Source organism: Herbaspirillum huttiense, assembly GCF_004367745.1.
Lineage (GTDB): Bacteria > Pseudomonadota > Gammaproteobacteria > Burkholderiales > Burkholderiaceae_D > Herbaspirillum > Herbaspirillum huttiense.
Genome location: NZ_CP037993.1, coordinates 1,554,005 through 1,568,557, shown reverse-complemented (window position 1 = coordinate 1,568,557; position 14,553 = coordinate 1,554,005). Strand labels below are relative to the sequence as shown.

Genomic DNA, 14,553 nt, shown 5'->3' with positions numbered 1-14,553 from the left:
GCTTCAGCACAAGCCTGGGGCGGTCTGAAACAAGAAATTTCATTCCCCGCCCGGCAGACCTGACGCAGCGCGCAATATTTTGATAGCATGGGTGACATGACGCTCACCTCCCTCGACTATTTTGCTTCGCTGGTGCGCCAGGACGATTCGATTCCGCTGTTCGAATCTGCCTTGACGCTGGGACAGGATTTTTATCCGGAAATGGATTTTGCCGAGGAAGAGATGGCGCTCGACACGCTGGCGCTCAAGCTCAGGCAGCGCCTGCCCCAGGATGCCTCGCAGATCCAGAAGCTGCGCATGCTGAACCATTTCTTCTTCCAGGAAATGGCCTTCGCCGGCAACGTCAACAATTACTACGACCCCGACAACAGCTACATCCACCGCGTCATCTCGACGCGGCGCGGCATTCCGATCTCGCTGGCGGTGGTCTATATCGAACTGGCGCAGCAGATCGGCCTGGAGATGAAGGGAGTTTCCTTCCCCGGCCACTTCCTGATGAAGCTGTCGGTGCAATCCGGTGAAATCGTGCTCGACCCCATGAATGGCGCGAGCCTGTCGCGGCAGGAACTGGAAGAGCGGCTGGAGCCCTATCTGGCGCATCAGCCGGAAGAAGATTTCGGCGATGAACTGCCGCTGGCGGCCTACCTGCGCGCGGCCCATCCGCGCGAGATCCTGGCGCGCATGCTGCGCAACCTCAAGGCCATCTTCATGGAAAGCCAGCGCTGGCAGCAAGTGCTGGATGTGCAGGAGAGACTGGTGATCCTGCTGCCCGAGGAAATCACCGAGAAACGCGACCGTGGGCTGGCCTATGCCAACCTCGGGCAAGCCCAGGCGGCGCTGGAGGATCTGGAAGCCTACCTGGCCCTGCGTCCCCACGCCGAGGACGCGCCCAACCTGCGGGAGATGCTGCCCGACCTGCGCGAAGCACTGCGCAAGCCGAGTTGACCGGGGGCGTCCCGGTCGTCCGGACTTACTGCTTCCCTTCGATTTCTTCCCAACGCTCCAGGCTCACCAGCAGTTCTTCGTCGATCTCGGCGAAGCGCTGGTTCAGCTTGACGGCTTCATCCGCGCTCTTCTTGTACAGGTCCGGATCGGCCAGTTTTGCCGACAGTTCCTTCTGTTCCGCTTCCAGCGCGGCGATGCGCTTGGGCAGTTCTTCCAGCTCGCGCTGTTCCTTGTAGCTCAGCTTCTTCTTGGCCGGTGCGGGGGCGGCGGCAGGAGCGGCCATGGTGGACTCGGCCTTGACCTCGTTCTTGTCGGCCGCCTTGGCAGCAGCCTTGGCCCCTGCCGATGTCTGCGCCGGGCGCTGGCGCTCCCAATCGGAATAACCGCCCACGTATTCGCGCCAGACGCCATTGCCTTCGGAGGCGATCACCTGCGTGACCACGTTGTCCAGGAACATGCGGTCGTGGCTGACCAGGAAGACGGTGCCTTCATACTCTTCCAGCAATTCTTCCAGCAGTTCCAGGGTATCGATATCGAGGTCGTTGGTCGGCTCGTCCAGCACCAGCACGTTGGCCGGCTTGGCGAACAGGCGCGCCAGCAACAGGCGGTTGCGCTCGCCACCGGAGAGCGTGCGCACCGGCGAACGGGCACGTTCCGGCACGAACAGGAAGTCCGACAGATAGGTCATTACGTGCTTACGCTGGCCGTTGACTTCCACCCAGTCGCTGCCTGGCGCGATGGTATCGGCCAGGGTCGTTTCTTCATTCAGCTGCGCGCGCATCTGATCGAAATACGCGACCTGCATCTTGGTACCCTGCTTGACGGTACCGCTGTCCGGGGCTTCTTCACCCAGAATCAGCTTGAGCAGAGTGGTCTTGCCGGCGCCGTTCTGACCGATCAGGCCGACCTTGTCGCCGCGCATGAGGATGCTGCTGAAGTCGCGCACGATGGTCTTGGGGCCGTAGGCCTTGTTGACGTTTTCCAGCTCCGCCACGATCTTGCCGGAACGTTCACCGGTGCCCACTTCCAGCTTCACCTGACCTTGGCGCTCGCGGCGCTCGCTGCGCTGCACGCGCAGGGCTTCCAGGCGGCGCACACGACCTTCGTCGCGGGTGCGGCGGGCCTGCACGCCCTTGCGGATCCAGACTTCTTCCTGTGCCAGGAATTTGTCGAACTTGGCGTTTTCCACTTCTTCATTGGCCAGCAGCTCGGCCTTGCGGGCCTGGTAGGTCGTGAAGTTGCCGGGGAAGGAAAGAATCTTGCCGCGATCCAGTTCGATGATGCGGGTGGAGACGTTGTCCAGGAAGCTGCGGTCGTGGGTAATGAAGAGGATGCTGCCCTTGAAGTCGCGCAGCAGGCCTTCCAGCCACAGGATGGAGCCGAAGTCGAGGTGGTTGGTCGGTTCGTCCAGCAGCAGCACATCGGGATTGCCGACCAGGCCGCAAGCCAGCGCTACACGCTTCTTCATGCCGCCGGAGAGCTCGCCGATGCGGGCGTCACGGTTCAGGTTCAGCTTGTCCAGGGTGGTCTCGACCTTGTTGCCGATGGACCAGGCGTCGGCCGCATCCAGCACGGTCTGGATCTGGTGCATGCGTTCCAGCAGGGCGTCGTCATTGTCGCCACCGAACTGGCCGGTGATGGCTTCATATTCGGCCAAGAGCGCCGGCAGCTCGCCCAGGCCCGAGGCCACGGCGTCGAAGACGGTCATCTCTTCCGGGAAATGCGGTTCCTGGTCGACGTAGGCGATCTTCAGGTTCTGCTGCATCACCAAGAGGCCATCATCGAGCTTGGAACGGCCGGCGATGATCTTCAGCAGCGAGGACTTGCCGGTGCCGTTGCGGCCGATCAGGCCGATGCGTTCGCCGGTCTCCAGCGAGAATTCGGCGTGATCCAGGAGGGCAACGTGGCCGAAGGCCAGTTGTGCGTCGGAGAGGGAAATGACTGCCATAGCGTGCGTGATCTGCGTGAATGCGTCGGCCCAAGCCGCGCAGGATGAATGCGAAAGGCGCTTGATGCAGGAAAAAGCGCGAGAGCGGCATTGTACCGACTGCGCCGCACAAATGCTGATTTAAGCGCGCTCTTGCCCCTTTCGATGGGCCGGAACGGCTGCGGCTTGCACTTTGGCAACGGGATTGATGAAAAATAACGACAAAAGCTCGAATTTCCCCGTCGTCCGGGAGCAATGTTACAACTGGTTAAGCATTGCCCGTGGCACGCACGCCGGGCCGGCGGTGCGATGCGGTAAGATAGCGCATTCCGATTCCCGCTCATCCCATGCCTTTTTCCTCTTTGCCGGACCTGCGCCGCCAGCGCGGCTTCCTCAATCCCAACATCGCCAAGTTCATCGGTCTGTCCATCCTCGGTCTCGGCGTCGCCGCTGCCCTGCTGGTGGTGTATGCACTGATCTTCATCAACCCGCGCCTGCCTTCGCTGGACCTCATCACCGACTACCGTCCCAAGGTGCCGCTGCGCATCTGGTCCGAGGACAAGGTCCTGCTCGGCGAGTTTGGTGAAGAAAAGCGCAGCCTGGTCAAACTGGAAGATATCCCGGCCGACATGAAGAATGCCGTGCTGGCCATCGAGGACTATCGTTTCTATGAGCACGGCGGCATCGACTGGATCGGCATCGCCCGCGCCCTGGCCACCGACGTGCTGCGCGGCAGTGCCTCGCAGGGGGCCAGCACCATCACCATGCAGGTGGCGCGCAACGTCTTCCTGACCAAGGAAAAAACCTTCTCCCGCAAGCTCTACGAAGTGCTGCTGGCCAACAAGATCGAACATGCCCTGACGAAGGACCAGATCCTGGAGGTCTACATGAACCAGATCTACCTGGGCCAGCGCGCCTTCGGCTTCGCCGCCGCCGCCCGCACCTACTTCGGCAAGGACCTGAAGGATATTTCCCTGGCCGAAGCCGCCATGCTGGCCGGCCTGCCCAAGGCCCCCTCGGCCTACAACCCCATCGTCAACCCCAAGCGCGCGCACATCCGCCAGCAATACATCCTGCAGCGCATGATGGAAGTGGGCTTCATCACCAAGGCGCAATATGAAAAGGCCGCCAAGGAAGAACTGAAGGTCCGCGCACCGGGCAGCCAGTACAGCATCCACGCCGAGTACGTGAACGAAATGGTGCGCCAGATGGTGTATGCGCAGTACAAGGAAGACACCTACACCCAGGGCTTCAACGTCTACACCACCGTCAATGCAGCCGACCAGCAGGCGGCCTACCTGGCCGTGCGCAAGGGCGTAATGGATTACGACCGCCGCCACGGCTATCGCGGTCCGGAAGAAACCATCGAGCTGCCCGCCAATGCGGACGACCGCGCCTCGGCCATCGACGACGTCATGGACGACCATCCCGACAACGACGACATCCTGGCCGCCGTGGTGGTGGCCGCCAGCCCCAAGCAGATCGATGCGGTGCTGCGCAGCGGCGACAAGATCAGCATCAAGGGCGAAGCCCTGCGCTTCGTGGCCGCGGCCCTGTCGGAGAAGGCCAAGAAGGAGATCCGCATCGCGCCCGGTGCCCTGATCCGCGTGATGCAGGATGCCAAGCAGAATTGGCAGGTGGTGCAGTTGCCGCAGGTGGAAGCGGCGCTGGTCTCGGTGGTGCCGCAGGATGGCGCCATCCGCGCCCTGGTGGGTGGTTTCGACTTCACCCAGAACAATTTCAACCACGTGACGCAAGCCTGGCGCCAGCCGGGGTCAACCTTCAAACCCTTCATCTATTCGGCTGCATTGGAGAAGGGCTTTGCACCGGCCTCCATCGTCAACGATGCCCCGGTCTCCTATCCGGCCGGCCCCGGCCAGCCGAACTGGGAACCCAAGGATGACGAAACCCCGGCCGGTCCCATCACCGTGCGCACTGCCCTGCAGAAGTCGGTGAACCTGGTGGCCATCCGCACGCTGGACTACATCGGCGTTCCCTATGCCAAGGACTTCATCACCGGCACCTATGGTTTCGATGCCGACAAGGTCCCGCCCTACCTGCCCATGGCGCTGGGTGCAGGGCAGACCAATCCGCTGCAACTGTCGGCGGCCTACTCGGTGTTTGCCAACGGCGGCTACAAGATCCAGCCCTACCTGATCTCGCAGATCACCGATGCGCGCGGCAAGGTGCTGTCCAAGGCTGAGCCGCTGATCGTGGGCAATGGCGCACCGCGCGTAGTCTCGGAACGCAACAGCTACATGATGACCAGCATGCTCAAGGCGGTGGCCCAGGGCGGCACCGGCGCACGCAGCAACAGCATCGGCCGCACCGACCTGGCCGGCAAGACCGGTACCACCAATGATGCCGTCGACGGCTGGTTCGCCGGTTACCAGCGCACCCTGGCCACCGTGGCCTGGATGGGCTATGACCAGCCCAAGAGCCTGGGCAGCAAGGAATTCGGCGCGCAGCTGGCGCTGCCGATCTGGGTGGACTACATGGCCAAGGCCTTGAAGGGGGTGCCGCAGTTCGACCTGCCGGTGCCGGAAGGCATCCGCTTCATCGATGGCGAGCCCTATTACGACAACTTCACGCCCAACAACGGCCTGGTGACCAATGTGGGCGTGACGGTGGTAGATGCGATCTCGAACTTCTTCGGCTGGACACCCAGCCAGACTCCGGCTGCACCGGGCAACGCGCAACCGGCACCGAACGTGCCGGGTACCTCGCAGGGAGCGCCGGCGGCAGCGCCTGGCGGCTCGGCAAACCGGCCTCAGAGCGAGAGCGCAAGACGCTTCCTGGACAATACCAACCAGGGTCATTGAGGCAATGCCAGGCCACTGGCCTGGCAACTTCATAGAGCCAATCGGCAGCACGAAAAAAAACGGGCACTTCCGAAGAAGTGCCCGTTTCCTTTTGTCTGGTGCCCCCGACACGGATCGAACGTGTGACCTATCCCTTCATACCACTATGGCTTTCGCCACCATCAGATACATGAACGTCGTGTAACCGGATGTTTGTAGTCTGGACTATACCTTGGCCATGGACCCAGCCCTGACGGGAAGGTCGGAAGGCCGGAGCCGTCTAGTCTCTACACCTTCCGGCTTCTGAGGAAACCGGCTTGGCTCGGTATTGCCAGCAGCCGCTGCAAACGTGCATGCATGCGCTGTCAGGGTTCACCGACTTTGACTCCATTCAGGCGGTGCCTTTCGGCATCCGCTGCCCAATTTGACTTAGGAGGGGATCGCTCTATCCACTGAGCTACGGGGGCCAACAAGGCCGCTATTGTATCCGCTGCGCCCGGCCTTGCAAAGCCGCAAGCGCGGCGCGCGCATGGACTACAATAGGCCGATGCGCTTGCCCACAACAAATATGAAGAAGCTTGCAGCCGCCGCCCTGGGGACACTGATCGCGGGCGGCGCAGCCATGGCCCAGACGCCCGCGGACAAGCCGCGCGCCATACCGGGCATGGCCGAACGCATGGCCGCCTGCATCGCCTGCCATGGCAAGGAAGGGCGCGCCACGGCCGATGGCTACTATCCGCGCATCGCCGGCAAGCCGGAGGGCTATCTGCTGAACCAGCTGCAGAGTTTCCGCGATGGCCGACGCCGCTATCCGATGATGAATTACCTGCTGGGCCATCTTTCTGACGATTACCTAAAGCAGATCGCCCTCTTCTTCGCCGACCAGCATCCGCCCTATCCGCCGCCGGTGCCGGCCGATGTGAGCGCCACGGTGCTGGAACGCGGACGCCTGCTGGTCAGCCAGGGCAAGCCAGCCCAGGGCATTGCGGCCTGCGCCAGTTGCCACGGGGCCGGGTTGACCGGCGTGCAGCCCGGCATTCCGGGATTGCTGGGCCTGCCGCGCGACTACATCAATGCGCAACTGGGCGCCTGGCGCAATGGCGAACGCACCGCCAAGGCCCCCGATTGCATGGGCGAGATCGCCAGGGCATTGAGCCCGGAAGAAATCAATGCCGCCAGCAGCTGGCTGTCCTCCCAGCCGGTCCCGGCGGACTATGCGCCTGAGCGCGTGCTGCCCAAACCGTTGCCGGTGGCCTGCGGCAGCATGCCGGCTTCCTCCGCCAGTGCAGGAGCGGCACGATGAACCGGACCTTGCGCCTGGGACTGGGAATCCTGCTGGGCAGCGTGCTGGCCGTGGTGGCGCTGGCCGGCGGCGTGATCGCCTGGCAAAGCCTGCGCAGTGAAGATCCTGGTGTGGTCGTCCCGGTGACCGACCGTCAGGCGCAGCTGGCCAAGGGCCAGTACCTGGCGCGCGCCGGCAATTGCATGGCCTGCCACACCGTGCGCGGCGGCGCGGCCTATGCCGGGGGACGCGCCCTGCCGACGCCCTTCGGCACCATCTACACCACCAACATCACACCCGATCGCGCCAACGGCATCGGTGATTGGAGCGCCGACGATTTCTGGCGTGCCCTGCACCATGGACGCGGACGCGACGGCCGTTTCCTCTTTCCGGCCTTCCCCTACACCAGCTATACCCAGCTCAGCCGCGAAGACAGCGACGCCCTGTTCGCCTGGCTGCGCACGCTGCCCCCCGTGAATCAGCCCAATCGTTCACATGAATTGCGCTTCCCTTACGACCAGCGCCCGCTGCTGGGGCTATGGCGTGCCTTTTTCTTCACACCGGCTGTATACCAGCCTGATACGGCGCGCTCCGCCCAGTGGAATCGCGGTGCCTATCTGGTGCGCGGCGCTGGCCATTGCAGCGCCTGCCACAGCGCCCGCAACGTGGTGGCGGCCAGCATCGCACCGCTGGATCTGGCCGGCGGCATGATCCCCGCGCTGGACTGGTATGCACCGCCCCTGCATGGTGGCGAACACGGCCTGGGCAGCTGGAGCGAAGCCGACATCGCCGCCCTGCTCAGGACCGGGGTCTCGCCGCGCGGCACCTCGTTGGGGCCGATGACGGAAATCGTCGGGCGCAGCCTGCAGTATCTGAACGATGAGGACATCAATGCCATGGCGGTCTACCTGAAGTCGCTGCCAGCCCAGCCCCTGCCCGCTGCCAGCACCGCCGCGCAGCCGGAGCCCGCCGAGGCGGAACGCATCCTCAAACAGGGCAAGAAGCTCTATGGGGAGTTGTGCGTGGACTGCCACGGCGGCAAGGGGCAAGGCAGTGCCCCTGACTATCCGCCGCTGGCCGGCAATCACGCCATTGGCGGACCGCAACCGGTCAATGCCATTCGCGCGGTGCTCAACGGCGGCTTCCCGCCGTCGACGGCCGGCAATCCCTATCCCTTCGGCATGCCGCCCTTCGGTCCGCAACTGAGCGACCAGGAAGTGGCGGCATTGGTCTCCTATGTCCGCAACAGCTGGGGCAACCAAGGGGGATTCGTCTCGGCGTCAGACGTGAACCGCTATCGCAGCGTGCCGCTGGACTGATCAGATGCAAAAAAGGCGATCCGGGAATCGCCTTGTTCATTCATCTTGCTGGCAGCGGGTAGCTCACCTCACTGCTCGGCGCTCAGCTTGTAACCCATCCCGCGCACCGTCTGCACGTAATGCGCCAGATCGCCCAGCGACTTGCGCAGCCGCATGATGTGCACATCCACCGTACGTTCCTCGATGAAGGTGTGGTCACCCCAGACCTTGTCCAGCAATTGGGCGCGCGAGAAGATGCGTTCCGGATGCGCCACCAGATAGCGCAGCAGCTTGAATTCGGCCTGGTCCAGCGCCACCGCCCGGCCCGCCACCGCCACCTGGCGGCGTTCGACGTCAATGCTGATGTCGCGGTATTTGAGCGCCTGGCTGCCGATCTCCGGCGCCTTTCGGCGCAACAGGGCCTGCACGCGCGCCACCAGTTCCTTGGGAGAGAACGGCTTGGTCACGTAATCATCCGCACCTTCGTTCAAGCCCTTGACCTTGTCTTCTTCCATGCCCTTGGCGGTGAGCATGATGACCGGCAGCGCCGCCGTGCGCTGGTCGCGCCGCAGCTCCGAGAGCAGCACCAGGCCGGAGCTGTCGGGCAGCATCCAGTCCAGCAGCACGACATGAGGCAGCGACTCGGCAATGAGCTTGCGGGCCTGGGCCACGTCGGTGGCGATCGTGGTGGCAAAGCCCGCGCCCTGCATCGTGAAGCGCAACAGCTCCGCGATGCTGGGTTCGTCTTCGACCATCAGGATATGAGGGAGCTCTTTTGACATCGTCCTTGGATCCGCAACAACTGACTCAGAGCACCTTGGCCGCGATACGCTGGGCCATGCTGCGCGCCAGCTCGGCTTCCTGCGCCTCCACCATCACGCGGATCAGCGGCTCGGTGCCGGACGGACGAAGCAGCACGCGGCCGCGCTCGCCCAGTTCTTCTTCCACGGCAGCCTGTTCGGCTTGCAGGGCGCTGTTGGACTTCCAGTCGTAGCCGGCAGGAATCTTCACATTGATCAGCGATTGCGGATACAGGGTGATGTCGCCGGTCATCTGCGCCAGGGTCTGGCCGGCGCGCTTCAAGGCACACAGCACCTGCAGCGCCGAGACGATGCCGTCGCCGGTGGTGTGCTTGTCCAGCGCCAGCAGGTGGCCGGAACCTTCGCCACCGAGCAGCCAGCCCTTTTCTTGCAGCACTTCCAGCACGTAGCGGTCGCCCACCTTGGCTCGCGCAAAGGACACACCCATCTTCTTGAAGGCCACTTCCAGCGCCATGTTGGTCATGAGGGTCCCGACGGCGCCATCGACCGGGCCGGTGGCCAGGCGATCCTTGACCATCAGGTAAAGCAGTTCATCACCGTTGTAGATACGGCCGCTGCCATCGACCATGATGAGACGGTCGGCATCACCATCGAGCGCAATGCCGAGGTCGGCGCGGTATTCGCGCACCGACGCCACCAGCGACTTGGGGGCGGTGGCGCCGCAATCCTCGTTGATGTTCAGGCCATCGGGCTGGTTGCCGATGGTGATGACTTCCGCGCCCAGTTCATGGAATACGTGCGGCGCGATGTTGTAGGCCGCGCCGTTGGCACAGTCCACCACCAGGCGCATGCCGCGCAGGTCCATGGCACTGGGGAAGGTGCTCTTGCAGAATTCGATGTAGCGGCCGGCCGCATCCGACAGGCGGCGCGCCTTGCCCAGCTTCTCGGAGGGGACGCACTCCATGGGCTGCTCCAGCGCCGCTTCGATATCCGCCTCGACCTGGTCGGGCAGCTTGTTGCCCTTGGCCGAGAAGAACTTAATGCCGTTGTCGTGATAGGGATTGTGCGAGGCCGAGATCACCACACCGGCCGAGAGACGCTGGGCGCGGGTCAGGTAGGCCACGGCCGGGGTCGGCAGCGGGCCGGCCAGCCAGACGTCCACGCCGGCAGCGGCGAAGCCGGCTTCCAGCGCGGCTTCCAGCATGTAGCCGGAGATCCGGGTGTCCTTGCCGATCAGCACCGTGGGGCGGGCCACGCCATCCTTGGACTTGGCCAGGACCTTGCCGGCCGCATAGCCCAGGCGCATGACGAAATCCGGTGTGATCGGGGCCACGCCCACGCGACCGCGCACGCCATCGGTGCCGAAGTATTTTCCTGCCATGTTGGTCCCTTATCGCTTAATGCTTAACGCTTCTGCTGATTGATGTCTTGCAGGCCCGGCGAGCGCGCCGGCCTGTTTCCCATGAAATCTGTTGTCGTGCTTGAGTTTCGATCACGTTCGCGCACGTAGCGCGGCCTGCATCAAAGGTCGGCGCGTCCTGCCTGCCACATGGCCAGCGCGTCGACCGTCTCGGCCACATCGTGCACGCGGATGATCATCGCCCCCTGCTGCGCCGCCGCCAGCGCCGCACCGATACTGCCGGCCATGCGGCGTTCCAGCGGCTTGCCGGTGACCGCACCGATCATGGACTTGCGCGACATGCCGGCCAGCAGTGGCAGATCCAGCGTGTCGATCAATCGGCGCGTGTTCCTGAGCAAAGCCAGATTATGCTCCACAGTCTTGCCAAAACCAAAACCGGGGTCGATGCAAATCCGTTCACGTCCGATACCGGCCGCCTTCATCAGGCCGACCTGGGTCTGCAGGAATTGCTCGACCTCGGTGACCACATCTTCATATCGGGGTTCTTGCTGCATGGTCTGGGGCTGGCCTTGCATGTGCATCACGCACAGGCCGGCTTCGCTGTCCTTGACCGCATCGATGGCCCCCTCGGCACGGAAACCGTTGATATCGTTGATCATGTCCACCTCGGCGACCAGCGCTTCGCGCATGACGGCCGGCTTGTAGGTATCCAGGGACAGGGGCTTGCCGCAGTCGCGCAGGGCGTAGATCACCGGCATGACGCGCTCCAGCTCTTCCTGCAGGGAAAGCGGCGCAATGCCGGGACGGGTGGACTCGCCACCGATGTCGATGATGTCGACGCCGTCGGCAATCATCTGTTCGGCATGGGTCAGGGCCAGTTCCAGCGAATGATGGCGACCGCCATCGGAGAAGGAATCGGGCGTCACGTTGAGGATGCCCATGACCAGCGGCCGGCGGCCAGGCTGGACCGGCAGGCGGAACCTGCCGCATTTGAGGAAAGCTTGCGTCATCTTGCTGTGGTGGGTGATGCGGATGAATTGCCCGAGGTGGCGGCCCTATGCATGCTGCGCCGCGCACCATCGCTGTGCGGCAGCATGATACACCGCCGATGGACCGCCTTTACACTTTTGTCCGGCAGGGGCGCCATCGGGTGCACGGTTTTTCATCTGCCAAATTTATTCGCCAAATAAAAAAGGTGAGGATTTCTCCTCACCTTCATCGAGTCTGCGGCTTCAGGCATTCACGCCCTGCGCCTTGCGCTGCACGCCTCAGGCCGGGGCGGTGGCGTTGGGCGAGACGTCGCCGGAACGGTTGTTGTCCGAGGGCGACTTCTTGGCCGGGACACCATTGCGCGGCGGACGCGGTTCGTCGCCATTCATGATGTCGTTGACCTGATCAGCGTCCAGGGTTTCCCATTCCAGCAGGGCCTTGGCCATGACGTCGACCTTCTCGCGGTTCTCCTCCAGCAGGCGGCGGGCCAGGGCATATTGCTCGTCCAGGATGCTGCGGATTTCAGCGTCCACTTTTTGCTGGGTGGCTTCGGAGACGGTCTTGGACGACATGCGGCCGAAGTAGGCATCCTGCTCCGAATCTTCATACACCATGGTGCCCAGGGTCACGGACATGCCATAGCGGGTAACCATGGCGCGGGCCAGCTTGGTGGCGCGCTCGAAGTCGTTGGAGGCGCCGGTGGACATCTGGTGCATGAAGATTTCTTCAGCGATACGGCCACCGAAGAGGATCGAGATCTCTTCCAGCATCTTGTCCTTGTACATGTTCACGCGGTCATGTTCCGGCAGCTGCCAGGTCAGGCCGAGGGCATAGCCACGCGGCATGATGGTGACCTTGTGGACCGGATCGGCCTTGGGCAGCAGCTTGGCGACAACCGCGTGGCCGGACTCGTGATAAGCGGTGTTGCGGCGTTCTTCCTCGCGCATCACGGCCGACTTGCGTTCCGGACCCATGACGATCTTGTCCTTGGCATCTTCGAAGTCCTGCATTTCCACCAGGCGCTTGTTGCGGCGCGCAGCGAAGAGCGCGGCTTCGTTGACCAGGTTGGCCAGGTCGGCACCGGAGAAACCGGGGGTGCCACGGGCCAGGATGTCGGCCTTGACGTCAGGGGCGATGGGCACCTTGCGCATGTGGACGTAGAGGATCTGTTCGCGGCCACGGATGTCGGGCAGGCCGACCATCACCTGGCGGTCGAAGCGGCCCGGACGCAGCAGCGCCTTGTCCAGCACGTCGGCGCGGTTGGTGGCGGCGATCACGATGACGCCGGAGTTGGCTTCAAAGCCGTCCATCTCCACCAGCATCTGGTTCAGGGTCTGTTCGCGTTCGTCGTTGCCGCCGCCCATGCCGGCACCACGATGGCGGCCGACGGCGTCGATTTCGTCGATGAAGATGATGCAGGGAGCGTGCTTCTTGGCGTTCTCGAACATGTCGCGCACCCGGGAGGCACCGACACCGACGAACATTTCCACGAAGTCCGAACCCGAGATGGTGAAGAACGGCACCTTGGCTTCGCCGGCGATGGCGCGGGCCAGCAGGGTCTTGCCGGTACCCGGGGGGCCGACCATCAGCACGCCGTGGGGGATGCGGCCGCCCAGCTTCTGGAACTTGGTCGGGTCACGCAGGAATTCAACCAGCTCCTGGACTTCTTCCTTGGCTTCGTCGCAACCGGCGACGTCGGCGAAGGTGACCGAGTTGCTGTTCTCATCCAGCATGCGCGCCTTCGACTTGCCGAAGGAGAACGCGCCGCCCTTGCCGCCGCCTTGCATCTGGCGCATGAAGAAGATCCAGACGCCAATCAACAGCAGCATCGGGAACCAGGAAATGAAGATTTGCGACAGGAAGGACTGCTCTTCCGGCTGGCGCACGTCGAACTTCACGCCATTGTTGAGCAGGTCACCGACCAGGCCGCGATCCAGAATGGTGGTCGCGGTCTTGACCTTGGTGCCGTCCTGAGTGGTGGCGATGATGTTGCGATCCTCGATGGTCGCATCCTTGATGTGTCCAGCCTTGACCTCGGAGATGAAGTCCGAATACGCGATCGGCTTGGCATTGGTCGCCATGCTGCGGCTGTCGAACTGTTTGAACACCATAAACAGCACGAGCGCGATGACTACCCAGATGGCAGCCTTTGAAAACATATTGTTCACTGGAACTCCTCCGACGCCTGCGCGCCACGTTGCCTTTGTATCGTCCGATTTTACCCGGATTCAACCACCCTTACACGGAAAACCACCGTCCGCCCAGCCTCGCCCTGCCCCACTGTGCCATCGCGCAACGCACAAAAAGGCGTCACGCCCGGCTGCTGGCGCATTTCTTTGCCATTCCGACATCAGCTTGAAGACTGGCGGGGAAGACATTCTTGCCTGCGATTCAGACAAACTAACGATTTACAAAAATCGATATAAGGCTGAAATCGGGCAAAACAAGGCAGGAAAATTCACTAAATCGCCGTGTTCACAGCAGATTTTGCGCTGGTTTGCGGACGACGAACCGGTTTTGCATCAACTTTAACTGAATTAGCTGCGAGGATTTTTCAGGATTTTCCCTAGCAGAAAGATTTCGGACGACTTGTCGCGGCTGGCCTTGGGCTTCTTCGACATCACCGTCTTGAATTCGGCCCGGAATTTGTGCACCAGTTCGTTGTAGCCGGTCCCGTTGAAACACTTGACCAGCAAAGCGCCGCCAGGTTTCATGTGCAGCTGGGCAAAATCGATGGCCAGGTCGATCAGGTATTCCACCCGCGCGGCATCGGCAATGGCCACGCCCGACAGATTGGGCGCCATGTCCGACAGCACGAGGTCGGCCTTGCGGCCCTGCAGCAAGGCTTCCAGCTGGCGTACTGGTTCGTCTTCGCGGAAGTCACCCTGAATGTAGTGCACATCCGCAATCGGATCCATCGGCAGGATGTCCAGTCCGATGATGGTGCCGTGGATGCCCCCGCCTTCAGCCCCGGCCAGCTTGTTGCGCACGTACTGGCACCAGCTGCCGGGAGTGCAGCCGAGGTCGACGATCACCTGCCCGGGCTTGATGAGGCGCTCTTCCTCATCGATTTCCTTGAGCTTGTAGGCCGCACGCGCACGATAGCCTTCCTTCTGCGCCAACTTCACATAAGGGTCGTTGATATGGTCGTGTAACCAGTTTTTGTTCAGTTTGTTCTTTGCCATTCGC

11 protein-coding genes are annotated in these 14,553 nt (G+C 62.8%); 5 read left to right on the top strand and 6 right to left on the bottom strand.

The annotated features are described in order from the left end of the window. The first annotated feature begins 96 nt into the window (after positions 1-96). The gene (locus E2K99_RS06970; protein ID WP_034340401.1) at positions 97-945 is read left to right on the top strand and encodes a SirB1 family protein; all 849 of its coding nucleotides are present in this window, start codon (positions 97-99) and stop codon (positions 943-945) included. Between the two features lie 25 nt (positions 946-970). On the opposite strand, the gene E2K99_RS06965 is transcribed toward E2K99_RS06970, so the two are convergent. Then, positions 971-2,893, bottom strand: coding sequence for an ATP-binding cassette domain-containing protein (locus E2K99_RS06965; protein WP_134221774.1), 1,923 nt, complete (start codon positions 2,891-2,893; stop codon positions 971-973). Positions 2,894-3,219: 326 nt separating this feature from the next. Between E2K99_RS06965 and E2K99_RS06960 the strand changes: the two genes are divergently transcribed. The 3 genes from E2K99_RS06960 (at position 3,220) to E2K99_RS06950 (ending at position 8,274) form a co-directional block, all read left to right on the top strand. Continuing rightward, the gene (locus tag E2K99_RS06960) at positions 3,220-5,694 is read left to right on the top strand and encodes a penicillin-binding protein 1A (protein ID WP_134221773.1); all 2,475 of its coding nucleotides are present in this window, start codon (positions 3,220-3,222) and stop codon (positions 5,692-5,694) included. Positions 5,695-6,241: 547 nt separating this feature from the next. Continuing rightward, positions 6,242-6,976: a c-type cytochrome gene (locus E2K99_RS06955; protein WP_420840872.1), complete on the top strand. Its 735-nt coding sequence runs from the start codon at positions 6,242-6,244 to the stop codon at positions 6,974-6,976. Then, positions 6,973-8,274, top strand: a complete 1,302-nt coding sequence (locus E2K99_RS06950; RefSeq protein WP_134221771.1) for a c-type cytochrome — start codon at positions 6,973-6,975, stop codon at positions 8,272-8,274. Before E2K99_RS06955 ends, E2K99_RS06950 begins: the two co-directional genes overlap by 4 nt. 68 nt (positions 8,275-8,342) lie before the next feature. On the opposite strand, the gene E2K99_RS06945 is transcribed toward E2K99_RS06950, so the two are convergent. The 4 genes from E2K99_RS06945 to ftsH all read right to left on the bottom strand — a co-directional run bounded on the left by E2K99_RS06945 (position 8,343) and on the right by ftsH (position 13,532). Further along, positions 8,343-9,035 carry a response regulator gene (locus tag E2K99_RS06945; RefSeq protein ID WP_034340383.1) on the bottom strand — a complete coding sequence of 231 codons (693 nt, stop codon included), beginning with the start codon at positions 9,033-9,035 and terminating at the stop codon, positions 8,343-8,345. 25 nt (positions 9,036-9,060) lie between these two features. Next, the gene (gene glmM / locus E2K99_RS06940; protein WP_134221770.1) at positions 9,061-10,395 is read right to left on the bottom strand and encodes a phosphoglucosamine mutase; all 1,335 of its coding nucleotides are present in this window, start codon (positions 10,393-10,395) and stop codon (positions 9,061-9,063) included. A 140-nt stretch (positions 10,396-10,535) separates the two neighbouring features. Continuing rightward, complete coding sequence (gene folP / locus E2K99_RS06935; RefSeq protein WP_134221769.1) at positions 10,536-11,384, bottom strand: dihydropteroate synthase; 849 nt, start codon at positions 11,382-11,384, stop codon at positions 10,536-10,538. A gap of 258 nt (positions 11,385-11,642) precedes the next feature. Next, a complete protein-coding gene (gene ftsH, locus E2K99_RS06930; RefSeq protein ID WP_034340372.1) occupies positions 11,643-13,532 on the bottom strand; it encodes an ATP-dependent zinc metalloprotease FtsH in 1,890 nt (629 codons plus the stop codon). On the opposite strand from ftsH, the gene E2K99_RS25450 reads away from it, so the two are divergent. After that, complete coding sequence (locus tag E2K99_RS25450) at positions 13,492-13,896, top strand: hypothetical protein (protein WP_166675012.1); 405 nt, start codon at positions 13,492-13,494, stop codon at positions 13,894-13,896. The genes ftsH and E2K99_RS25450 overlap by 41 nt on opposite strands. Positions 13,897-13,901: 5 nt before the next feature. Here E2K99_RS25450 and E2K99_RS06925 read toward each other — a convergent pair whose 3' ends face one another. Then, positions 13,902-14,549: an RlmE family RNA methyltransferase gene (locus E2K99_RS06925; protein WP_034340369.1), complete on the bottom strand. Its 648-nt coding sequence runs from the start codon at positions 14,547-14,549 to the stop codon at positions 13,902-13,904. Positions 14,550-14,553 lie beyond the last annotated feature (4 nt).